Source organism: Bdellovibrio sp. SBM16, from assembly GCF_056175625.1.
This window is the reverse complement of sequence record NZ_JBJKJG010000007.1, coordinates 139,466-161,669: the sequence shown is the minus strand read 5'-3', so window position 1 is coordinate 161,669 and position 22,204 is coordinate 139,466. Positions and strand designations below refer to the sequence as shown.

Genomic DNA, 22,204 nt, shown 5'->3' with positions numbered 1-22,204 from the left:
ATTAGCAGCGCAACTATTTAAAGATTGAGGTCACGAACGCCTGTGCACGCAGGCCGGCCATTGAGTGACCGCCACGCTGCTGGTTCATTTTCTGATGAATCATGTAGGTAAGTGTTAGAGCCATGAACACGATAAACCAATTTCTCATTTGCATATAGTGAAGCATGACCTATCCCTTTTTAAGACTTTTTCTCGTCCAAGTAGAGTTTAAAATAATCCCATCCGCTGATAAGGCTTAATAAAACACTGAACCAGAGAAGTCCATAGCCTATTTTAAGGTTGGGGATATAGGGATGTATTTCATTCACCATCATGAAAGGAACGGCGATCATTTGTAATGCCGCCTTCCATTTGCCCGTAGTTTGGGCAGGGATCACCAGGCCGTCCGCTGAAGCCGCAGCACGGATGCCGCCAACCAAGGTGTCACGGGTTAAAAAGAGAATGACCATCCACGGGTCAATTCTCTGCTGTTGCAGAAGTATGACCAAAATAGCCATGACCAAAATCTTATCGGCTACCGGGTCTAAGAATTTACCTAAGTTAGTTACGGCATTATATTTACGGGCAAAATAGCCATCGTAGTAATCAGTGATAGAGGCTGCATAAAAAAGAACTACCGCAATCCAGTCAAAGTAATAACCGGGAAAGTCACTGCTGTAGAGTAACAACACTGCCACTGGAATCGTCGCAAAGATACGGGCCACCGTAAGAATGAGAGGAAGTTTCTTCATCAGAAATGATCTTGAGTGAGCAGGTGCCCTTATGTCAAGATATGTCGATGTTTACTTATGCGCGAACTGTACACGTTTACGAGACTGATCTGATGGGGATTGTTCACCACACGAACTACCTACGCTATTTAGAAGAGGCGCGCGTTGCATGGTGCAAAAAATTTGTTGCCCACTTGCCAAGCGAATTGGCCTTTGAACATCAGAATATTTTCGATCTGACAGTGGTTGAAACCCGCGTAAAACATAAAGCACCGATTAAATATAACGACAATGTGCGTATCGAGATGCAGGCGCAAATTGAAGGCATCGTGTTGCGATTTCAATACAAAGTATTTAATGACACAAAGATTTGTGCCATTGCTGAGACCACTCACTGTAGTGTAAATGAAAAGTTAAAACCCAAGCGTCTGGCAGGCAAATATCAAGACGCAGTAAAAAAGGACACCCCATGGACAGAAACCTGGCTTTAGAATTTGTACGTATTACCGAAGCAGCCGCAATTGCCTCAGCTAAATGGATTGGTTCAGGCCAAGAAAAAGCCGCAGATCAGGCTGCCGTAGATGCAATGAGAAAGGCCTTTGATTCTGTCCGTATGGATGGAACTGTGGTGATCGGTGAAGGGGAGCGTGATGAAGCGCCGATGTTATATATCGGTGAAAAAGTTGGTAATAAAACGGACGATGCTCCGGCCATTGATATCGCTTTAGATCCGTTAGAAGGAACAACGATTTGTGCGACCGGCGGTGTAGGTTCGATTTCAGTGATGGCCATGGCTGAACGTGGTGGTTTTTTACATGCTCCGGATACTTACATGGATAAAATCGCCGTGGGCCCAGAAGCTAAAGGCTGCATCGATATTGATAAATCAGCGACTGAAAACTTAAACCGCATTTCAGAAGCTTTAAAAAAACCTGTTAATGAATTAACAGCGGTTATCTTAAACCGCCCTCGCCATGAAGCTTTAATCGCCGAAGTCAGAAAAGCCGGCGCACGTATCCACTTAATCGGCGATGGCGATGTATCTGCCGCCGTGGCAGCAGCCTGGCCAGACTCTGGCATTGATGTCTTGTTTGGTATCGGCGGCGCACCTGAGGGTGTTATTTCTGCGGCCGCAATGCGCTGTTTAGGCGGAGATTTTCAGGGTCGTCTGAAATTCAGAAACGAAGACGAAAAACAGCGAGCGGCCCGCATGGGTGTTAAAGATTTAAATAAAAAATACACTTTAAATGAACTGGCTTCAGGGCATGTGATGTTTTGTGCAACCGGCGTAACCGACGGCCCTTTACTAAAAGGTGTTAAAGTTTACCCGGGTCGTAAAGCACGCACGCACTCGGTGGTGATGCGTTCGCAAACCGGCACAATCAGAAATGTCGAAACTTACCACGATTTTTCAATTAAATCCGAAGTCAAGTAACCTTGGGTTAGCGTAAACTATGGAACTGATTTGTTTTAAATGCCAAAAGGTGAATCAAGTCGATGCAAAAGTCGGCTACCGCGAAGAGTGTTTGCACTGCAGGCAAGATCTGCACGCATGTAAAAACTGTCATTTCTACGATCCTAAAGCCTATAACGAATGTCGTGAACCATCGGCGGATGTCGTTCGCGATAAAGAAAAATTTAATTTCTGTGATTTTTTTCAGCCGTCCGGTAAAGGTCCGGCTGTTGATGAAAAGGCTAAACTGAAAGCCGCCGCTGAAGCATTATTTAAGAAAAGTTAAAAGATCAATAAGGAGATTATCGTGGCAACAGCACAAACATCGGAAGTTTTTAACTGCACACCGGAAGAATTCTTCAAAATCGTATCTGATTTTGAAAAATACCCTGAATTTTTACCCGAGGTTAAATCGGTAAAAATCACCAAAAACGACGGCAAAGTTAAAGAAATGGAATACAATGTTTCTTTGGTTAAAACATTCAAATACAAGTTACAGTCAACTGAAACAGCTCCGTCAAAATTGGATTTTCATTTTATTGGCGGCGATGTGTTTAAAACCATGAAAGGCAGCTGGCAAATTGCCCCGGAAGGTGCTGATAAGTGTAAGGTGAACTACTCAGTTGAGGCCACTTTTGGGATGCTGGTTCCGGGCCCGATGGCTAACACGCTGGTCAGTGTGAATTTGCCGATCATGATCAATAATTTTAAAAAACGAATCAAAACCATTTACGGGAAGTAGCGCAAGATGCGCAGGATGCGGGTGCTCAACTATGGCTAACGGAGACAACGAAAAAAAAGATCCCAAAATCACTGATGCGATTAAAAAGATTTTAACCGCCGGTTCGCCTACTGATATTTCTAAAGAACTATTAACGACAGTTGTCGGACAGGTTTTAAAAACCAAGGACGATATCACGTTAAAAGCGACAAACGAAATGATCACTTTGATTCAAAAGATCGATTTCGTAAAAGAATTTTCGAAATTTGCCGAAAATCACAAATTTAAAGTGACGGCAGAGATTGAAATTATGAAAAAAGAAGACCCTAAAACTTAAGACATAATCCTATGGCTACATTTAAAACGTATAACCCGGCAACGGGGGCATTTTTGCATGAATATCCGTTTGCAACAGCTACGGATATTTCGCGCTCCCTAGAGAATCTGCATATTGGCTTTAACCGCTGGAAAGCGCTCTCGTTTGCCGAAAGACAAAAAGTCTTACGCCCGGCGGTGGGTCTTTTTCATCAGACCAAGGATGAGTTAGCCAAGGCCATCACTGAAGAGATGGGTAAACCCTATGCTCAGTCACTCGCAGAAATCGACAAGTCGTTGCAGGCTCTTGAGTATATGTGCACGAATCCGTGTCCAGAGCTTGATGTTAAGCCGGTTAAAACCTTTTCTGATTCCGAAAATATCAGCCATCAGATTTACCATAAACCAAAAGGTATTATTCTCGGGGTGATGCCGTGGAATTTTCCATTTTGGCAATCGGTGCGCATGATTTTTCCGGCACTGCTTGCTGGTAATACGGTTTTGCTGAAACACTCGGAAAATACGCCTTCGACCGGTAACTATATTAAAAAAATCTTATCTCAGGTTGAAGTTAAAAATATTTTTGACCATTTAATTTTTGATCACAGTTTAACTGAATCAGTCATCGCAGATAGTCGTGTGCACGGCGTAAGTCTGACCGGGTCGGTGAAGGCCGGATTTACCCTTTCTGAATATGCTGGCAAGTACATGAAGCGCGGGGTGTTTGAACTTGGCGGCAGCGATGCCCACCTGGTCTTGGCTGATGCCAACTTAGAAAAATCAACGATAAATATCACGCGCTCGCGACTGCAAAACACCGGACAGAGCTGTATTGCGGCGAAGCGGGCGATTGTCGATAAAAAAGTTTGCAAAGAGTTCATTGAAAAATTGATCTTAAATTTTGACAAATACCAATGGGGAAGTGTTTTTGACCGCAATACCACCTTGGGGCCGTTGGCTGCGGCCCGCTTTAAAGGCGAAGATGAAGCCCGCTTTAGTGTGTTAAAAAATTTTGGCGATGTTGTTTATGAGCGAAGCCCGGAAGATATTTTAGTAAAAGCTTTGGCGGATGAACCTTCACGGCAGGCTTTTGTGCCTATTCGAATTGTTAAAATTAAAAAAATGACCGATGAATTGGCTAAATATTTAAAAAACACCGAGTTTTTCTCGCCCACCTTGCTGGTTTTTGAGTTTAATACCCTTGAAGAAGGCATTACGCTTGCCAATCAGACGAACTTTGGTTTGGGCGGTTCGGTGTATTCTGAAAGCATTCATCATGCGCAGGAAGTTGCTCTGCGTTTCGAATCCGGACTTGTCGCAATCAATGATGCGGTGGCCTCGAATGCGATGCTTCCGTTTGGCGGCATTAAAACTTCAGGAATCGGCCGCGAGCTGGGAATGCACGGTTTTACCGAATTTACCGATATTCAGGTTGTCAGTACGACAAGATTTACATAAAAGTTATTTATGTCATGGAATGATTTTGAGCATTCAGTCTGGAAACAGTTAAAAAAGCACGGGCTGGAAAACCGTGATTCTTTTATTTTGGCTGTTTCCGGCGGCCTGGATTCCATGGTGCTGTTATCGGTTTTACACAAACTAAAACCAAAAGCCCAAATGATCGTGGGCCATTTCCATCACGGTGAATCCGCTTCAGCCGACGTGCAAACATACCGTGATCAGGCGATGCAAATGGTAAAGGCCAAGGCCGAGGCCTATGGCTTAGAGTTTTTCTCCGGTAAATCCCTGGAAAAATTAAAAAGCGAAGACGAATTCAGGCAAAAACGCCTGCAGTTTTTTGCCAAGCTTAAGGGTGATTTTCCGCATAGCGTGTTTGTGACAGCCCATCACAAAGATGATTTGCTTGAGACCTGGCTGTTAAAAATGATCCGCGGAAGCGGTCCTGAGGGGTTAACCAGCTTTAAATTCTGGAACGGGCAGACGTTACGTCCGTTATTATCTTTTACCAAGGATGAACTTAAAGTTTACGCCGCTGTTGAAGGTTTAACCTGGCTTGAAGACCCGAGTAACCAGCGTAACGACTATCTGCGTAATTGGCTGCGCAATGAATGGTTGCCAACTTTGGCGGCCAAAGTTCCGGGGTCACTGGGTAATTTGAGCGACTCCTTGGCGCGTTTATTAAATGAGATTCACAATGACGATGAACTCATTGATATTAATTATGAGCTTGATAAACACCACACTCCGACCAAAGCCTTGTTTGATCGCACACTATTTCTGCAATTGGGTCACTCAGACCAGTTTAAATGCTTAGCAAGGGCCCTGAAGGGGATCGGGCAGCGCGAATTTTCACAGGGTCAACTAGAAGAAGTGATTAAGCGGCTCGACAAAAATCAAAAAGACCTCATATTTTCTGTGGCTGGCGTTAATTGGTTTATTAACGCGCAGCAAGTTGTGCTAGAATTAGTAAAAACAGATTCGTAGCAAGTAGGAAGTCGCGCTGGAGGCGCGCAGAAAGTATTCAGCGATGAAGACAAATCAAAAAACACTGGCCCTATGGTTTTTTATCTTAATTATGTCGATTTTTGTTTTCCAGGCCTGGGAAATTAAACGTCAAAAAACAATTGTAGATTTTGATTATCCAAAATTCTTAAAAGCGGTCGAGTTAAAAGAAGTTAAAGATGATTCAATTATTTTCATGCCGGATGCAAAAGTCATCCGTGGTGAAATTAAACCCGAATTTGAAAAACGTTACTCAGGCCACCGTTTCGAATTTTCTGGCGATACCGATAAAGCCTACGAAGAGATTAAAAAATTCGGTTACATTCCGAAATATGAAAACGCCCAGTCGGACAGTTTTCTATCCTCATTTTTTATTAACTGGTTACCGTTACTGCTTATCGTCGGTATGTTTATTTTTATCATGCGCCAGATCCAGGCTGGTGGCGGTAAAGCAATGTCTTTTGGTAAATCACGTGCCCGTTTAGTTGAAAATAAAAACCGCGTGACATTCAAAGACGTAGCCGGTGTAGATGAAGCCAAAGATGATTTACAAGAAATCGTTCACTTCTTAAAAGACCCGAAAAAATTTACCAAGCTCGGTGGCCGTATCCCTAAAGGCGTACTGTTGGTTGGCCCTCCGGGAACGGGTAAAACTTTACTGGCGCGAGCTGTGGCCGGTGAAGCCGGTGCGCCGTTTTTTACAATTTCTGGTTCTGACTTCGTAGAAATGTTTGTGGGCGTGGGCGCAAGCCGTGTACGTGACTTATTTGAGCAGGGTAAGAAAAATGCGCCTTGTTTAATCTTTATCGATGAGATCGATGCTGTCGGACGCCACCGTGGTGCCGGTATGGGCGGCGGTCATGATGAGCGCGAACAAACCCTAAATCAATTGTTAGTTGAAATGGATGGTTTTGAATCGACTGAAGGGGTTATTTTAATTGCTGCGACCAACAGACCAGACGTACTGGATCCGGCTTTACTTCGTCCGGGTCGTTTTGACCGTCGTGTTGTTGTGGGTAAACCAGATCTTAAAGGCCGTGAGCAGATTCTAACGGTGCATATGAAAAAAACGCCGCTAGGCCCTGATGTCGATGTATCTAAAATTGCACGCGGTACTCCTGGGTTTTCCGGTGCTGATCTAGAAAATTTAGTCAACGAAGCTGCGTTAGTTGCGGCCCGTGCCGATAAAAAATACCTTGAGATGGAAGATTTCGAAAAAGCGAAGGATAAAGTCATCATGGGTGCGGAACGTAAGTCGATGGTGATCTCAGAAGAAGACCGTAGAAATACGGCATACCACGAAGCAGGCCACACGCTTGTAGGTATTATGCTTCCAGGTCTTGATCCTATCCACAAAGTAACGATTATCCCTCGTGGTATGGCTTTAGGGCTTACGCAGACTTTACCTGAAAAAGACGCCGTTTCTTTCTCAAAACGTCAGGCAGAAAACTGGATTGCTTTTGCTTTCGGTGGACGAGCGGCAGAAGAGTTGATTTTTACAGATTACACGACAGGTGCTGCAAACGATATTGAGCGTGCCACCGGTATGGCCCGTAAAATGGTTTGCGAATGGGGTATGTCTCCATTAGGCCCGATTGGTTTTGAGAAAAACGATGGTCCGGTGTTTCTAGGAATGGGGCACGGAAATCAGCAAAAGCATTACTCGGAAGCTAAGGCGCAGGAAATCGATGCTGAGATTTCAAAAATCATCAATACGGGTTACTCAACGGCGTTAAAAATCTTAAAAGATCACCGTGAAGCTTTAGAAAAAATCACGCAAGCTCTGTTAGAGTTTGAAACTATCGACGGCTCTGAAGTTGATATGTTGGTTAAAGGGGCTGCGGTTTCTGAGATTCATAAAGTTCGTGCCAATAAAAAAGAAAGCAGCTCTTCATCAAGCGGTGGGGGCAATCAGGGTATGATTATTGATCCAGACAATACGACACCAATCCCGACTGGAAAAAAACCAGTACCGGTATCGTAAGTACTACCGGTAAAGCATGGCTTATTTTCAAACGTTCTGGGAAAATTTAGTATTTATTAGTTCACACTTAAGAGCGCAGGATGTTTTCGACATCCTGCTTGTGTGGTTGGTTATCTACCGTGTGCTGATGATTATCCGCCGCACGGGTACGGTTCAGATTTTATCCGGTCTTGGTATTCTGGCGATCACTTACATCATGACGATCTGGTTTGAGCTGTTCACGATGAACTGGCTTTTGGATAAATTTTTCTCGAATTTATTTGTTATCATTGTGGTGTTATTTCAGGCCGAGATTCGCAGAGCCTTGGCGCAAATCGGCAGTCATCCGCTTTTTTCTGACGTCTCAGCAGTGATGGAAACCCACATGGTCGAAGAAATTGCCAAAGGGGTAATTACTGCGGCCGAAAAAGGCTATGGTGCACTTCTGGTTATCGAAAAAGACATTATGGTCGACTACCACATTGAAATCGGTACCGAGATGGATTCGCGCGTATCGGCTGAATTAATTCTTTCGATTTTTCACCCACAGGCTCCAATGCATGACGGGGCCGTGTTAATCCGTTCCGGTAAAATTGCCTATGCGGGATGTTTTTTACCGCTCAGTAAAAACCCGGCCTTGGATAAAAATTTGGGTACGCGTCACCGTGCAGCCATTGGTTTAACGGAAGAAACAGATGCGGTGGTTTTGGTGGTCTCAGAAGAGACAAAATCCATCAGTATCGTAACCGGCGGCCATATGCGGCCGAACGTCGAATTGATCGATGTGCGTATGGCCCTGTACGAAGCTTTTGGATTAAAATATAAAGTTCATCATCACGAAGGGGCTACTTAATGCCGCAACCTCAAGTCGATAAGTTACGTTTCGTGAAATCGTTCTTCTCAGATAACTTAAGTTACAAAGTGGTCTCGTTATTTGTTGCTTTAATCCTCTGGATTTCAATTCTGGGCCGCCGTGATTTTGTGACCACAAAAGAGATGGATGTTCAGCTGGTGTTGCCTCCAGGCTACATGGTTGCAGGCCAAAGCCATGATAAACTCCGTGTTAAGATTTCTGGTGCCCAACCGGTGCTTAAAAAATATAAGGATATCTTCAAAAAAGTTGTTTTCGACCTCTCTGATAGTGGTGAAGGTTTAATTGAGATTGATGTCCCGAACAGCCGTATCGATGTGCCGTCCGGGGTAAAGGTTCTAAATGTTAAGCCTAACGTGATTCGTGTTGAAATAGCGAAGATAAAAAACTAGAATCTGACTCTATGTCAGAGAATAAAAGCGCAGATAAAAAAATAACAAAATTGTTTGGTACAGACGGCATTCGCGGAACTGCAAATCAGTTTCCGATGGTGCCCGATGTGGTTGTTAAAGTCGGTCAGGCCATCGGATACCTGATCCGTACCGGAAGAATTTCTTCAACGTCTAAGAACATGAAAGTTGTTATCGGAAAAGACACACGTCTTTCTGGTTACATGATTGAACAGGCGCTTTCCAGCGGTTTAAACTCGATGGGGATTTATGTTCAGCTGGTAGGGCCATTGCCAACGCCGGGTATTGGTTATTTAACCCGTACTATGCGTGCCGTTGCCGGTATTGTTATTTCGGCTTCTCATAATGCTTATCAGGATAACGGCATTAAAATCTTCGGGCCAGACGGATTTAAATTAGATGATACTTTAGAAAAGGACATCGAACGATTGGTTGCCGAAGATAATCTATTGTCATTATTGCCGCCATCAAATGAAGTCGGCCGTACCCGCCGTATTGAAGATGCCCAGGGGCGCTACATTGTGCATGCAAAGAGCACCTTCCCGTTAGAGCACACTTTAGAAGGCATGCGCATTGTTTTAGATACGGCTCACGGAGCAGCTTACAAAGTAAGTCCTGCGATCTTTGAAGAGCTGGGGGCTGAAGTAATTCATTTGGGCTCACAGCCCAACGGCACCAACATCAATGATAAATCCGGTGCCCTTCATCCAGCAAATATTGCGGCGGCTGTTCGCCAATACCGCGCAGATGTGGGTATCGGTTTAGACGGGGATGCAGATCGTATCGTTATGGTCGATGACAAAGGTCAGATCATTAACGGTGATAAAATCATCGCTATCTGTGCAGTTCACATGAAGAAAAAAGGCGAACTTAAAAACAACACCATCGTTGTCACCCAGATGACTAACTTCGGTTTGGAAAAAAAGATGACCGAACTTGGCATTAAGACCATTAAGACTAATGTTGGTGATAAATACGTTGTCGAAGAGATGCGTAAGAATAATTACAATCTTGGCGGCGAGCAATCCGGCCATATCATTTTTCTTGATCACTCAACAACCGGAGATGGCACGGTGGCCGCACTCAACGTTTTATCGGTTATGCGCCAAACCGGCCGTAAATTAAGTGACTTAGCCGCCATCTTTGAAGAGATGCCGCAGGTTTTAATCAATTGCCGCGTACGTAACCGCAAGCCGCTAGATCAAATAAAAGGTTATAAAGAATTAATTGCCGCAAAAGAAAAAGAAATAAACGGCGATGGCCGTTTATTTATCCGCTTTTCCGGCACAGAGCCGCTCATCCGAATTTTAGCTGAAGGTTCATCAAAAGAAAAAATCTCGGCGATCGCAGAAGAGATCGCTACCTTTTTAGAAAAAGAGTTAAGTTAGTATGAGTTCAAAGAATAAAGTTCGTTTAGGTGTTAATATTGATCACGCAGCCACCCTCAGACAGGTGCGGGGGGCGACCACAGAATACCCTAATATGCTTGAGATGGTAAAACTGGCCAAGGCCGGTGGGGCTAAACAAATCACTATCCATTTACGTGAGGATCGCCGCCATATCCAGGATTACGATGTCACCTTACTTTGCAAAAAGTCTCCTCTCGAAATCAATCTCGAGATGGGTGCAACCGATGAAATGCTTAAAATCGCTCTAAAACACAAACCGACCTGGGTGTGCATGGTTCCTGAAAAAAGAGCCGAGCTGACCACTGAGGGGGGCTTAAATGTTTTAAAAGGTTTTAAAACGCTCGAGGCAATGACGCACAAATTGGCGAAAGCCAAAATTAAAGTTTCAATGTTTATCGAGCCCTCAATTGCTCAGGTAGAAGCTTCGGCGCTGTGCGGGGCGCACGCTGTCGAGTTTCACACTGGTCACTGGGTGTTGCTCAAAGGCGCAAAGAAAAAAGCTGAATACAATCGCCTGGTTGAAGCGGCACATGAAGCCAATCGTTTAGGTTTACGTGTACACGTAGGTCACGGCCTTGATTACGCCCACGCGAAGTTGATCAAAAAACTTCCGTATTTAGTAGAAGCGAATATCGGGCACAGCCTGATTTGTTATTCGTTAACCGATGGTTTAAAAACTTCGGTGCAAAAAATGGTGAAAGCTTTAAATTAATGTCTAAAGATGTGTTTTTTATAAAAAGCATGTCTGATTGGGACAAGGTTGTAGAGTTTCTTACGCCTAAGCTAAAAGGTAAAAATCTTTTTTTACTTGAAGGAAATTTAGGTGCGGGCAAAACAACTTTTGTTAGTCTAGTGGCGAAAAAACTGAATATCAATCTGGTCAGTTCACCAACGTTTTCATTGATTCAGCAGTATAAAAACCTGGTTCACGTTGATCTCTACCGTTTAGAAGATATGGAAGAAATCGACGCCACGGGGTTTTGGGAGATATTTGCAGACGAAAATGCGATGGTATTTGTCGAATGGTCGTCCAAGATTTCTGATGATTTATGGCCGCTCGACTGGGATATCACCCGCATCAACATTACTAAAACTTCTGAAACTGAACGCGAAGTGACACTCGAAAACCTTTAAGCTGGCAGGTCGTAAGTAGAAAACCCGGGAAGTAATTTTTATGACTATTGAGTTTAAGCCGATAAATTTACCTCTGGATAAAGCAGTCTGCACTAAGTTTCGTGAAGATTCATTTGTTGCAAGTTTTGGTGATGCCTCAAAATTTCACGAAAGCGATGGTAAAGGGGCCGAACGTTACCTTGAGTGGTTAGCCGCAAAAATCGCCAAAGACCCATGGCTCGCTGTGCACTGTTGGTGTGATGGTAACATCATAGGGCAACTTGAATTAGGTTTTTTAAATACAGATCCAAGTTGTGGTTATGTGAATTTGTACTATTTAACGCCTGAAGTTCGTGGGCATGGTATCGGAGATCAATTAGATCAGTATGTTGTTCAATTCTTCAAAAATATGAATTTAACAAAACTTCGGCTTAGCGTAAGCCCAACGAATATTCGCGCGATTAAATTCTACGAAAAAAACGGGTGGCTCGATCTGGGGCCGCGCTTAGATCACCCGGAAGTGCATTTTATGGAGAAGAAAATTTAAAACGCCAGGCCTGGCAATTAAACGGCTTTTTCCGAGATTGATTCCAGGGTGGTGATATCGTCTTGAGAAAGGTGAGTGGTTTTAAATCCTACAAGAAAGCCAACAACTTTTGGTCCAAGCTTGATTGCCGAAATACAAGCGTATTTAAAATCCAGGATTTTTAGACCTAGCTGGTTGATGTTAAAAGTTTCGGTGAAATGATTTTTAAAAACATTAGCAAACGGGTTATCTTCGTTTAAATCATAAGAAAATAGCATGAGATCCAGCTGTTCTTTTTCGAGATCTTCATCCATTTTATAGAGTTCGGTTTTTTGTTGCGCGGTTACGCGCAGCACGACGTAGGCGTCAAAATTTTTGCGAGCGATCTCAGAGAAATCTCCGTGATTGGTCTCTAAGTTTTGCCATACATGCTGCCCGGTCATGCCGGATTCAGACACAGCATGTAACTGCGGCGCAGGTGTATTTTCTCTGATCTCAATAACCGGATCGAGTGGTTCAAGAATTTTTCTTACCGGTGTGTTTGAAATAAAAGCCAGATTTTCCGGCGAACACAAAACAAAAATAGCCTGCGGCAGGGATAAAACTTTTTCGCTATACTCTAAGCCTGCAACCAACAGATGCCCATCCCAGGTTTGCAGCGGGATAAGTTCGGAATTGAGCGCCGTGTACTGGCTGTAACCCTCAACTACTTCAAGATGTTGTTTGCGAAGTTTTGTGATTGATTGTTCATCTAGTTTTTCTAAAACCGGAACACCGTAAAATGCAGAGGCCCAGGTTTTATATTCATTCCAGCTGATAAATTTGTGATCGAAGGCGATTTTTAATTTTGATTTTTTTAAAAGCTCTGGATCGGGATTAGACGCTAAAAGTTCTTCGACTGATAAAATCGCATCTTGAAAAAAATGTTCCCAGTTTTGTTCAAATCCCATGGTTTTTTATCGGACCTTTGCCTTGCGAAATTTAGCCTAAACAAGCTTTTCTTCTGGCGCAGCCGGTATAAACCATGACTTGCTGCCCGGTAAATTCTACAAAATCGTCGATATTTTTGACGTTTACTTTAACCTTGGTCCGGGGTGGGCGGTGTCTTACAGGTAGTTTCAGGAGGAAACTATGATTACACAGCTTATCCAATGGTTCTCAGTTGCAAGTATTGTCGGAATGTTTGCCTTTGTTATGGTGCAAAACCGCGAAGTCAAATATAACGATTATAAGGCGCCGGTGGTTGAGGATATGCCGTCAAAGAATGAACCTAGGCCTGTTTATCCGCCGTTAAAGAAAAAGCCCTATACCCGCACGACGAGAATGGCTTAAAGTTTTAGCCGATAGTTAGTCTTATTGTTTCATTGTAAATGGTTAATTTTACATAGATAAATTTAACTGTTATTAGCCTTCAGAACTTTCCAATTTTAACATTATCGTGTACAAGTCTGGGGTTATGCTTAAATCACCAATCTACCTGGATTTCAATGCGACAGCTCCGCTATCGCCATCGGTTCTATCCGAGATGCCGCAGTTACTGCAACTGTGGGGAAATCCATCATCAATTCATCTGGCTTCGCGTGGTCCGAAAACGATCTTACGTGAAACCAGAAAGAAGCTGGCTGATTATTTAAAAGTTTCAAGCTTAGAGATTATTTTTAATTCCGGAGCCAGTGAAGGTAATAACACGGTTTTAAAATCCGTCTGGAATACCTACCGCCCCGGTAATCATTTTGGCCAGCCGGTCAAAAATGAATTTTTGATTTCTTCGGTTGAGCATCCGAGCATCACTAAGACCGCCCAGTTTTTAGAATCTGAAGGTGCACTGATTCATTGGATCCCGGTTTCCCGAGATGGTGAGTTAGATATTAATTTTATCAAAGAAAAATTATCTGAGCGTACTGCGCTGATCAGCTGCATGTACGCCAATAATGAAACCGGCTCGGTATTTCCCGTTAAAGAAATCGTGACATTGGCTAAAAGCAAAAATGTTTTGGTGCATTCTGATTGTGTGCAGGCTTTTGGTAAGACCGACTTTAATCTGCAAGAACTTGGGGTTGATTACGCTACGATCTCGGCGCACAAATTCTACGCGCTCAAAGGCTGCGGCGTTTTATTCGTGCGTAAGAACGCGCCGTACATCAACCTGGTTCACGGTGGTGGTCAGGAGCGTTCACGCCGTGGCGGCACCGAAAATATCTTAGGTATCGCTTCTTTAGGCGTGATGCTTGATCAGCTTCATCAGGTTGCAGTCAAAGAAGCAGAGTTAAAAGAGTTGCGCGATTATTTTGAGTGCGAAGTGCTGGCACAAATACCTCATACCAGTGTTACCTGCGCAAGTTCAAAACGTCTGGCTAATACTTCAAGTCTGGTTATCACAGGTGTTGACGGCGAAACTCTGTTGGTCAGTCTTGATTTAAAGGGGTTTGCCGTAAGTACCGGAGCTGCCTGTTCAAGCGGTAACCCGGAACCAAGCCCTGTGTTGTTGGCCGTGGGCCTTAGCCGCCAAGAGGCGCAGAATTCGCTACGGGTAAGTCTTGGCTGGAGTACAACCCGCGAACATATTGATTTATTTATTCACCACTTAGTTGAAATAGTTGCGCACTTACGCAGTGTGAACGAAATGGAAAATGCAAATGTCTAATGAGACGAAAAAGAAAAAAGTATTGGTTGCGATGAGCGGGGGTGTTGACTCCTCGGTGGCAGCCGCACTTTTAAAAGAACAAGGTTATGATGTTGTCGGCGCAACGATGCAGGTCTGGGATTACACTAACTGCGACATCACTGAAGGTAATGGCACATGCTGTTCGTCACTGGATGTCGATGATGCCCGTTCAGTAGCGGATAAGCTGGATATCCCGTTTTATGTTTTAAACTGCGAAGCTAAATTTAAAGCTTCGGTTATAGACCCGTTTGTTAATGCCTATCTGCAGGGGCAGACACCGCTTCCGTGCGTGAACTGCAATACCTACTTAAAATTTGACCACTTAGTTAAAAAAATGAAAGAACTTGAGTGCGATTATCTGGCTACCGGGCACTACGCACAGATTATTCAGGGCGCCAACGGGGACTACCAAATAAAAACCTCTGAAGACGACTGGAAAGACCAGACTTACTTCCTATTTACGATTGATCCGGCGATCGTGCCGAAGCTGTTGTTTCCGGTCGGGCATTTAAAAAAGCCAGAGGTGCGTAAAATCGCAGAACAGCAAGGTTTAGTTGTAGCCAAGAAAAAAGATTCGCAAGGCATCTGCTTTGTTGGCAATATGGGATACGATAATTTTATTAAAGGTCAGGTTTCCGAAAGCGTTCTTGCATCAAAAAAAGGCGTGATCAAACGCTATCCTTCAAATGAAGTTATGGCTAAGCATGACGGTATTCATCATTATACCATCGGGCAAAGTAAGGGTCTTGGCATGACCTATCACGAAAAATTATTTGTTCTCAAAATCGATGCCACCGATAATACGGTTTGGGTCGGCGAAGAAAAATACCTGTTTCACGACGAAGTTGATGTGATTGAGCCGCATATTATCAGTGCTTTTAATGACGGTGATGAGTTGTCAGTAAAGATCAGATACCAACACAAAGGTTCGGTAGCAAAAGTCGTAAAATCAGAAAACGGCTATAAATTAAAATTTAAAGAACCTCAGCGCGCGATCACACCTGGTCAGGCTGCGGTGTTTTATTCAAAAGAAAAAGTACTATTAGGAGGCGGATGGATCAAAATCTGATAACGTCGCAGGCTAATGACTTCGTGGTGCACACGTTCGGTTGTAAGGTAAATACTTACGATGGCGGTCTTATTCAGAAGAATATGACGACGAATGGTTTTAAACTGGGGATTGGTCGCCTAAGTCTTGATAACTTAGACAAGGCGAAAACACAGATCCACATTTTAAATACATGCGCGGTAACCGCTGAAGCCACCAAAGAAGCCGTTAAGACGATTCGAAAAATTAAGGCACAGCAGCCATTTTCTACGATCGTAGTTACCGGCTGCGCCGCACAGGTTGATACCGGTGCGTTTGAAAATCTTCCGGGAGCGGATTTGGTCATTGCTAATTCGCATAAGGGATTGCTTCCGGATTTATTAAAAAAACATTTTCGTGGTGAATTAAGTCAAAAGACTTTCAAGTCGAACATCTTTAAAAAAGAAGAGCTTGAAGCTGATGGCGGTGAAGAAGCTTCGCACACCAGAACATTCTTAAAAATCCAGGACGGGTGCAATTCTTTTTGCTCGTTCTGTATTATACCTTACGCGCGCGGCAAGAGCCGCTCTATTTCAATTGCTCATATCGTAGAAAAAGTTAATCAGGTCGTCGCCGAAGGTAAAAAAGAAGTAGTTTTAACGGGCGTTCATATCGGTGACTATGAAGATAACGGAAAAAACATGGACGATCTGGTTGAAACGGTACTGGCGAAAACAACGATTTCCCGCGTTCGATTATCGTCTTTAGAGCCCATTGAAATTTCGGATCGTTTAATAGCCATGTATGAAAACCCGCGCCTTTGTGCTCATTTTCATATGAGTATTCAGTCTGCCGATACAGAGACTCTTCAACAGATGAAACGTAAATACACTGAGCAACACGTCGAGAGTGCGTTACATAAGATTTCAAAGATTAAAGATGTGTTTGTCGGTATGGATGTGATCGCCGGTTTTCCGAGTGAAACTGAAGAGCAATTCGAAAACACTTACAAACGTTTAAGCGAAACTCCATGGACAAGATTGCATGTTTTTCCCTACAGCGAGCGCTCGGGTACTCGCGCTGCAGTGATGGAACAGGTTCCGCATCATGTCCGTAAAGAGCGGGCAGCGCGTTTGCGTGAATTAAGTCTTCATCGCTTTCAGGCAGAGGCGTTAAAACAGGTCGGCAATGTGCACCAGACATTGATTCTCAATAAGGCCTCAAGAAAGGCCGAAGGTTTAACGCGTAATTATTGGCCCGTGCGTTTAAACTTAAGTGAAGAAAAACTTAAAGAGCTTTCCGGCAAAGAGCTGCAGGTTAAAATTACCGGAGTAAATTTTGAAACCGGCGAAGGCCAGTTAGAAGGGGTTATTTTATGACTCCGCAAAGTTTAGAACAGGCAATCAATTACAAGTTCAAAAAACCCGGACTTTTGGTCGAAGCTTTAACGCACAAAAGTTATTGCATTAACGATAAAAGAAGAATGTCTCACAACGAACGTTTAGAGTTTTTAGGGGATGCCATCTTAGGTTTTGTTTTAGCAGAACAGTTGATGCAGATCTTTCCGCAGGACAATGAAGGGATGTTATCAAAAAAACGTGCAAGCCTAGTCAACCAGGATGTGCTTGCCAAAAAAGCTTTAGCTTTCAAACTAGATAGTCTATTGATCATGGGTCCGGGCGAAAAAGAGCAGGAATCAAATTTAAAACCAAGAATTCTTTGTTCGGTCTACGAGGCTATTTTAGGTGCGATGTATCTAGATTCTGACCTTGCACAGATCAAAGCATGGATTCAGAAAGAATTTAAGGCAGATATAGAACAAATTAAACCAGATCTTGAGTTTGAACGTGATTACAAAACACGTCTGCAAGAGCTGACACAAAAATTAAAACTAGGAACCCCAGAGTATCAGTTGATTGGTACTGAAGGTCCGTCGCATAACCCAGAGTTTTTAGTCGGGATTTTCTTAAATGAAAAAGGCAAATCTGTTGAGAAGTTTCGTGCGACGGGTAAGAGTAAAAAAGCTGCCGAGCAAAGTGCCGCTCAGCAGTTAATGCAAGCGTTAGAAAATGACCAGGCCAAGAGGAAAAATATATGATTAAGACAAAAGCAGGATTCAGAGCCGGATTTTTAGGCCTGATCGGACAACCGAACGCTGGCAAAAGTTCGTTATTAAATTTTTTGGTTAAAGAAAAGGTGTCGATTGTAACACCAAAGCCACAAACGACCCGCCGTCGTATTACAGGATTGCATACAACCGAAGAAGGACAGATTGTTTTTATCGACGCTCCGGGGCTGGTAAAATCAACATCTGGACTTAATACCTTTTTAGAAAAAGAGGCTCATGACGTTATTAAATCATCGGATGCAATTGTTGCCGTACTGTCGGTAGATGAAGATACAGCTGAGCGAAATGAAGAGATCTTAGAGCTTGTTTCAAAATCAAGAAAGCCTTGGTTAGCTGTGATCACGAAAGTAGACCTTAAAGAAACTGAACACCGGGTGATGATTTTACGCGGTTTGGTTGAAAAATTTGGTGGCCGTGCTTTAACAGTTTCCAATAAGAAGCACAAAGATCCGGAACGCCAAGAATTACTAAAAGAGATGATTAAAATTCTTCCGGAATCAGAAAAGCCTCTTTTTGATCCAGAATTATTTACTACCGAAAATATGCGTGATCTGGCCTCTGAGATTATCCGTGAAAAATGCTTTGAAGTGTTGACGCACGAAATTCCTTATCAGCTGGCGGTGCAAATCAGAAAGTTCGACGAAGATGCCAAGCCGTGCCCTAAAATTTACGCGGATATCATGGTCGGCAAAGAATCACATAAGCCGATTCTTATCGGAAAAGGCGCTTCGGTAATCAAAGAGATCGGGCAGATTTCGCGTAAAGAAATCGAAGCGTTAATGGGCGAAAAAGTGTATTTAGAATTAAATGTAACAGTTAAAGAAAATTGGTTTGAGAATAAACAAACCCTGAAAGAGTTGAAGTATGTCGTTGATTCAGAATAATGGTTCAGATGAGGGTTTTGTTGATTCGCCAAAGGTAGCTATTATTGGCCGTCCGAATGTCGGTAAGTCTACGCTTTTTAATATTCTAACTGATTCACGTAAAGCGGTGGTAAAAAATCAGCCGGGTGTAACCCGTGATATCTTAATTCAGCCGGTGGATGTGTGGGGTAAGAAATTTGATCTTATCGATACTGGCGGTGTGACAGAGGCCTCGGATTTATTTTCGAAACTGATCAAAGAACAAGTGACCGAGTTTTTATTTTCGGTGGATTACATAGTTTGTGTAATGGATGGCCGTGTCGGATTAGTGCCCGAAGACCGTGATATTATCAAAATCGCCAAACAGACTGGTAAGCCGATGTTATTGGTTATCAATAAAGTTGACCGTGCCCATGAAGCCGACATGCAAAAAGCTGATTTTTATGAATTTGGTTTAGATGTTATCGATGCAAGCTTCGAGCAACGCCGGGGCGTCGGTGATGTGCTGGAGTGGATCGTTAAAAATGTTCCGGAAGTTCCGAAAGAAACCGGCAAGTCATTGCGTATTGCGATGGTCGGCAAACCAAATGTGGGTAAATCATCACTTTGTAACTGTCTTTTAAAGCAAAACCGGATGTTAGTGAGTGATATTGCGGGAACGACTATTGATTCGGTCGATGCTCCATTTCATTATAATGACCGTGATTATATCCTGGTTGATACGGCCGGTCTTCGTCGTCAGTCAAAACGGGAAGAAGATATCGAGATCATTTCTGCGTTTAAGTCACAGGAATCTATCCGTCGTGCTGATGTTGTCTTGCTGGTTATTGACGGAACCCTTGGTCCCTCGGAGCAGGATGCTAAGATCATGCAGGCGATTTTAGATGACCATAAAGGTGTGATTGTGGTGGCCAACAAATCTGACTTAGGTCAGGAAGAAATCGAGAGTTACCGTGAAACATTCCGTGCGCAGATCGCCCGGGTATTTCACTTTTTTGTCGATGTGCCGTTGGTATTTACCAGTGCTTTGAAAAGCCATGGCATAAAAGATCTATTTGATGAAATCGAGCGTGTGGCTGACAAGCGTGGTTTAAAAATTTCAACGTCTGAATTAAACGACTTTTTCTTTGAAACCATCCGTAAAGCTCCGGCTCCGGTATGGGGACACACGAATGTTAAATTTTATTACTTAACCCAGACCTACCAAAAGCCACCGGCGTTTATTGCCTTTTGTAATCATCCGGAAGGCGTTGATAATTCATACCGCCGTTTCTTGATCAAAAACATGAAAGAGCGTTTTGACCTCCACGGAATTCCTATCAGAATTTTCTGTATGAAATCTCGTCGCGGCGGTGAAAGTAATTTATAATGCCTAATAACAAGTTCACCGGAAAAATTCTGTGGCGAAACCGCTTCGCATTTTACCTTCTGGCTGTGGGTTCTGCCTGCGGTCTTGGTAATATCTGGCGTTTCCCGTACGTGGCCGGTGAAAACGGGGGCGGTGCTTTTATTCTGTTGTATCTTCTGCTGGCGTTTACGGTCGGTGTTTCGATTTTGATTGCTGAGCTGATGTTGGGTAAAAAATCGGAAGCCAGCCTGTTAAAAATTACCCAGCGTGTTTCAACAACCCATAAAAAACCATACTTCTGGATTTCTCGGCTTACGCTGTTCATCACGCTGGTGATTTTGTCATATTACTCGGTGATCAGCGGCTGGGTTTTGCACTATATCACCCAGTTTGTGGTCGGTTTTTTTCGTGGCGATACGCTTCAGTATATTTCGTCTCTGAATATGAAGGTATTAACCGATAATGGTTGGCTACAGTTTGCCTTGGCTTCGGTGCATTTAATTATAGCTGCGTTGATCGTAGGGCAGCGAATGACCAATCGTTTTGAAAAAATTCTTACAACGATTATTATCCCGGTGTTTGTCTTTTTATTTGCAATGTTATTGGTGCGGTCACTTTCGCTCGATTCGACACCTGAAGTGTTGCGATTTATCTTTTATCCAGATTTTTCAAAACTTAACTTACGCTCGCTGGGCCATGCCATCGGGCACGTGTTTTTTACCTTATCTATCGGGGTTGGGGCATTGGTCACATTCGGATCGTATTTTAAAGATGAAGATCATCTGCCAAAGGTCGGCTTTCGCGTAATGATGGTCGATGTGATGATCTCGTTATTTTCGGTTTTACTGGTGTTTCCGATTGCCTTTGCGATCGGCGAAAAACCTCTTACCGATCCAAGCTTATTGTTTGAATCTCTGCCGCGCCTGTTTATGAAAATCCAGTTCGGCGCCCTGTTTGGGCTGGCGTTTTTTATCTGTCTCTGGGCCGCAGCACTTAATGCCAGTGTCGGGCTGCTTGAAACTCTGGCTTCAAATTATTCGGAGAGATACTTAAAGTCTGACCGCAAAACATCAATCTGGCTGATTATTCTGATTACGCTCGGATTTACGGTTATTCCGGCCTTTTCTGGTTCTGGATTAAAGAACATCAAACTCTTTGATCAGACGCTGCTTGAAAATATCGATTCATTCCTGATCAACTATCTATTGCCGATTTCTGGTTTAGGGATGGCTTTTTTATTTTTTAAAGCCCTGCCGTTGGCGGATCAAAAGGATTTGTTCTTAGATGAAAAGTCAGAATCCAGCTATGCTTTGATTAATTACTGGCAGGCGATCTTAAAATACGTGGCTCCGGCGCTGATAGCGATCGGTATTATCTTGCAGATCGTTGCGTTGGTCAGAAACTAAAAATTCGTACCTAAAATCAGATTCACTTCAAAGATATCACCGTCTAAATGCGGTGATATGCTTTTTAAGTTCGGGTTGCCTGAACCGCCTTCGTCGATGAAGTAATTGTTTTCATCCGGAAACTGTACATAGTTAAATAAGCCCTGTGCGCCAATGTAAAAACGGCGCTGCACAAGCGGGATCTCGATACCGCCGCCTAAGCGAAAGCCGACAACTTTATCCGGGTCATTGGCGAAACTTTCGTTGAGATTATAGGTTCTGACAAACATTCCGGTTCCAACCATCAGGTATGGGTTCAGTTCAGCAAGACCTTTTGTGACGTTGTCGGTGTTAATGTAGTATTTTAGGTGAATATCGAAAATCTGGATATTGACCGTTCCGGTGTAAGACTGGCTCGGGTCAGTTAAGCCCGTGTCATCAAAACTTTGAAAAGCGACGCCATGATCGCCAGTTGAATAACTTAATGCGGCTGCCAGATTTAGATCGAAAAAATAACTAAACTGCACACCATAGTTTAGTGAAGGCTCGTAGCCCTCGGCAAAACCCTTGGTAAAACCACGGTAGCCTGCCAATAATCCCAGGGTCAGATAGCGGCCATTGCGTAAAAAATGAATATCTGCTTCTTCATCTGTCTCTTGCTCAAAGTCATTGTAATCAGAAAACGGATCGAAAGAGTCATCGGCTTCTGGTGCCGTTGTTTGTGCCAGTGTGGTCGTCGGGATGAACAGACCCGCTGTGACTAAAACGAATGCAAAAAGAAATCTTAAGATGTGGCGCAAAAGCTGTTTTTTCATGTTCTTAATTCTTAGTATA

26 protein-coding genes are annotated in these 22,204 nt (G+C 43.4%); 22 read left to right on the top strand and 4 right to left on the bottom strand.

Annotated elements, in window-relative coordinates:
- Nucleotides 1-13 precede the first annotated feature (13 nt).
- Both AC04MM_RS09030 and pgsA read right to left on the bottom strand, forming a co-directional pair.
- A complete protein-coding gene (locus AC04MM_RS09030; protein WP_475380020.1) occupies nucleotides 14-148 on the bottom strand; it encodes a hypothetical protein in 135 nt (44 codons plus the stop codon).
- Nucleotides 149-179: 31 nt separating this feature from the next.
- Nucleotides 180-731 carry a CDP-diacylglycerol--glycerol-3-phosphate 3-phosphatidyltransferase gene (pgsA, locus tag AC04MM_RS09025; protein ID WP_475380019.1) on the bottom strand — a complete coding sequence of 184 codons (552 nt, stop codon included), beginning with the start codon at nucleotides 729-731 and terminating at the stop codon, nucleotides 180-182.
- A 41-nt stretch (nucleotides 732-772) separates the two neighbouring features.
- On the opposite strand from pgsA, the gene AC04MM_RS09020 reads away from it, so the two are divergent.
- The 14 genes from AC04MM_RS09020 to AC04MM_RS08955 are packed head-to-tail and all read left to right on the top strand — an operon-like array spanning nucleotide 773 to nucleotide 11,975.
- Nucleotides 773-1,201, top strand: coding sequence for an acyl-CoA thioesterase (locus AC04MM_RS09020; protein WP_475380018.1), 429 nt, complete (start codon nucleotides 773-775; stop codon nucleotides 1,199-1,201).
- Complete coding sequence (gene glpX / locus AC04MM_RS09015; protein ID WP_475380017.1) at nucleotides 1,180-2,145, top strand: class II fructose-bisphosphatase; 966 nt, start codon at nucleotides 1,180-1,182, stop codon at nucleotides 2,143-2,145. Before AC04MM_RS09020 ends, glpX begins: the two co-directional genes overlap by 22 nt.
- 49 nt (nucleotides 2,146-2,194) lie before the next feature.
- Nucleotides 2,195-2,449, top strand: a complete 255-nt coding sequence (locus AC04MM_RS09010; RefSeq protein WP_475380016.1) for a hypothetical protein — start codon at nucleotides 2,195-2,197, stop codon at nucleotides 2,447-2,449.
- A 21-nt stretch (nucleotides 2,450-2,470) separates the two neighbouring features.
- Nucleotides 2,471-2,905: a type II toxin-antitoxin system RatA family toxin gene (locus AC04MM_RS09005; RefSeq protein ID WP_475380015.1), complete on the top strand. Its 435-nt coding sequence runs from the start codon at nucleotides 2,471-2,473 to the stop codon at nucleotides 2,903-2,905.
- A gap of 31 nt (nucleotides 2,906-2,936) precedes the next feature.
- Nucleotides 2,937-3,221: a hypothetical protein gene (locus AC04MM_RS09000; RefSeq protein ID WP_475380014.1), complete on the top strand. Its 285-nt coding sequence runs from the start codon at nucleotides 2,937-2,939 to the stop codon at nucleotides 3,219-3,221.
- 11 nt (nucleotides 3,222-3,232) lie between these two features.
- Complete coding sequence (locus tag AC04MM_RS08995; protein WP_475380013.1) at nucleotides 3,233-4,657, top strand: aldehyde dehydrogenase family protein; 1,425 nt, start codon at nucleotides 3,233-3,235, stop codon at nucleotides 4,655-4,657.
- Nucleotides 4,658-4,666: 9 nt separating this feature from the next.
- Nucleotides 4,667-5,644 (top strand): tRNA lysidine(34) synthetase TilS, encoded by a 978-nt coding sequence (gene tilS / locus AC04MM_RS08990; RefSeq protein WP_475380012.1) that lies wholly within the window; start codon nucleotides 4,667-4,669, stop codon nucleotides 5,642-5,644.
- A 43-nt stretch (nucleotides 5,645-5,687) separates the two neighbouring features.
- The gene (ftsH, locus tag AC04MM_RS08985) at nucleotides 5,688-7,646 is read left to right on the top strand and encodes an ATP-dependent zinc metalloprotease FtsH (RefSeq protein WP_475380011.1); all 1,959 of its coding nucleotides are present in this window, start codon (nucleotides 5,688-5,690) and stop codon (nucleotides 7,644-7,646) included.
- A gap of 16 nt (nucleotides 7,647-7,662) precedes the next feature.
- Nucleotides 7,663-8,478: a diadenylate cyclase CdaA gene (cdaA, locus tag AC04MM_RS08980; RefSeq protein WP_475380010.1), complete on the top strand. Its 816-nt coding sequence runs from the start codon at nucleotides 7,663-7,665 to the stop codon at nucleotides 8,476-8,478.
- A complete protein-coding gene (locus tag AC04MM_RS08975; protein ID WP_475380009.1) occupies nucleotides 8,478-8,888 on the top strand; it encodes a CdaR family protein in 411 nt (136 codons plus the stop codon). Before cdaA ends, AC04MM_RS08975 begins: the two co-directional genes overlap by 1 nt.
- 11 nt (nucleotides 8,889-8,899) lie before the next feature.
- On the top strand, nucleotides 8,900-10,294 hold the full coding sequence (gene glmM / locus AC04MM_RS08970; protein WP_475380008.1) for a phosphoglucosamine mutase: 1,395 nt from the start codon (nucleotides 8,900-8,902) through the stop codon (nucleotides 10,292-10,294).
- Nucleotide 10,295: 1 nt separating this feature from the next.
- The gene (locus AC04MM_RS08965; RefSeq protein WP_475380007.1) at nucleotides 10,296-11,027 is read left to right on the top strand and encodes a pyridoxine 5'-phosphate synthase; all 732 of its coding nucleotides are present in this window, start codon (nucleotides 10,296-10,298) and stop codon (nucleotides 11,025-11,027) included.
- A 29-nt stretch (nucleotides 11,028-11,056) separates the two neighbouring features.
- Nucleotides 11,057-11,449, top strand: coding sequence for a tRNA (adenosine(37)-N6)-threonylcarbamoyltransferase complex ATPase subunit type 1 TsaE (gene tsaE / locus AC04MM_RS08960; RefSeq protein WP_475380006.1), 393 nt, complete (start codon nucleotides 11,057-11,059; stop codon nucleotides 11,447-11,449).
- 40 nt (nucleotides 11,450-11,489) lie between these two features.
- The gene (locus AC04MM_RS08955) at nucleotides 11,490-11,975 is read left to right on the top strand and encodes a GNAT family N-acetyltransferase (protein ID WP_475380005.1); all 486 of its coding nucleotides are present in this window, start codon (nucleotides 11,490-11,492) and stop codon (nucleotides 11,973-11,975) included.
- 17 nt (nucleotides 11,976-11,992) lie between these two features.
- Here the strand turns inward: AC04MM_RS08955 and AC04MM_RS08950 are convergent, their stop codons facing one another.
- On the bottom strand, nucleotides 11,993-12,904 hold the full coding sequence (locus tag AC04MM_RS08950; RefSeq protein ID WP_475380004.1) for a hypothetical protein: 912 nt from the start codon (nucleotides 12,902-12,904) through the stop codon (nucleotides 11,993-11,995).
- A gap of 181 nt (nucleotides 12,905-13,085) precedes the next feature.
- Here AC04MM_RS08950 and AC04MM_RS08945 point away from each other — a divergent pair, with 181 nt between their 5' ends.
- From AC04MM_RS08945 to AC04MM_RS08910, 8 genes are all read left to right on the top strand, one after another.
- Nucleotides 13,086-13,286, top strand: a complete 201-nt coding sequence (locus tag AC04MM_RS08945; protein ID WP_475380003.1) for a hypothetical protein — start codon at nucleotides 13,086-13,088, stop codon at nucleotides 13,284-13,286.
- Between the two features lie 124 nt (nucleotides 13,287-13,410).
- Nucleotides 13,411-14,598, top strand: a complete 1,188-nt coding sequence (locus AC04MM_RS08940) for a cysteine desulfurase family protein (RefSeq protein WP_475380002.1) — start codon at nucleotides 13,411-13,413, stop codon at nucleotides 14,596-14,598.
- Nucleotides 14,591-15,688, top strand: a complete 1,098-nt coding sequence (mnmA, locus tag AC04MM_RS08935) for a tRNA 2-thiouridine(34) synthase MnmA (protein ID WP_475380001.1) — start codon at nucleotides 14,591-14,593, stop codon at nucleotides 15,686-15,688. Before AC04MM_RS08940 ends, mnmA begins: the two co-directional genes overlap by 8 nt.
- Nucleotides 15,673-17,025, top strand: a complete 1,353-nt coding sequence (gene mtaB / locus AC04MM_RS08930) for a tRNA (N(6)-L-threonylcarbamoyladenosine(37)-C(2))-methylthiotransferase MtaB (protein ID WP_475380000.1) — start codon at nucleotides 15,673-15,675, stop codon at nucleotides 17,023-17,025. Before mnmA ends, mtaB begins: the two co-directional genes overlap by 16 nt.
- Complete coding sequence (gene rnc / locus AC04MM_RS08925) at nucleotides 17,022-17,744, top strand: ribonuclease III (protein WP_475379999.1); 723 nt, start codon at nucleotides 17,022-17,024, stop codon at nucleotides 17,742-17,744. Before mtaB ends, rnc begins: the two co-directional genes overlap by 4 nt.
- Entirely contained in the window at nucleotides 17,741-18,658 is a 918-nt protein-coding gene (gene era / locus AC04MM_RS08920; RefSeq protein WP_475379998.1) for a GTPase Era, read from the top strand. Before rnc ends, era begins: the two co-directional genes overlap by 4 nt.
- A complete protein-coding gene (gene der, locus AC04MM_RS08915; protein ID WP_475379997.1) occupies nucleotides 18,639-20,006 on the top strand; it encodes a ribosome biogenesis GTPase Der in 1,368 nt (455 codons plus the stop codon). Before era ends, der begins: the two co-directional genes overlap by 20 nt.
- On the top strand, nucleotides 20,006-21,391 hold the full coding sequence (locus tag AC04MM_RS08910; protein WP_475379996.1) for a sodium-dependent transporter: 1,386 nt from the start codon (nucleotides 20,006-20,008) through the stop codon (nucleotides 21,389-21,391). The genes der and AC04MM_RS08910 overlap by 1 nt, the downstream gene beginning before the upstream one ends.
- Here AC04MM_RS08910 and AC04MM_RS08905 read toward each other — a convergent pair.
- Nucleotides 21,388-22,185 carry an outer membrane beta-barrel protein gene (locus AC04MM_RS08905; RefSeq protein WP_475379995.1) on the bottom strand — a complete coding sequence of 266 codons (798 nt, stop codon included), beginning with the start codon at nucleotides 22,183-22,185 and terminating at the stop codon, nucleotides 21,388-21,390. The two genes, AC04MM_RS08910 and AC04MM_RS08905, sit on opposite strands and share 4 nt — an antisense overlap.
- Between the last annotated feature and the right edge of the window lie 19 nt (nucleotides 22,186-22,204).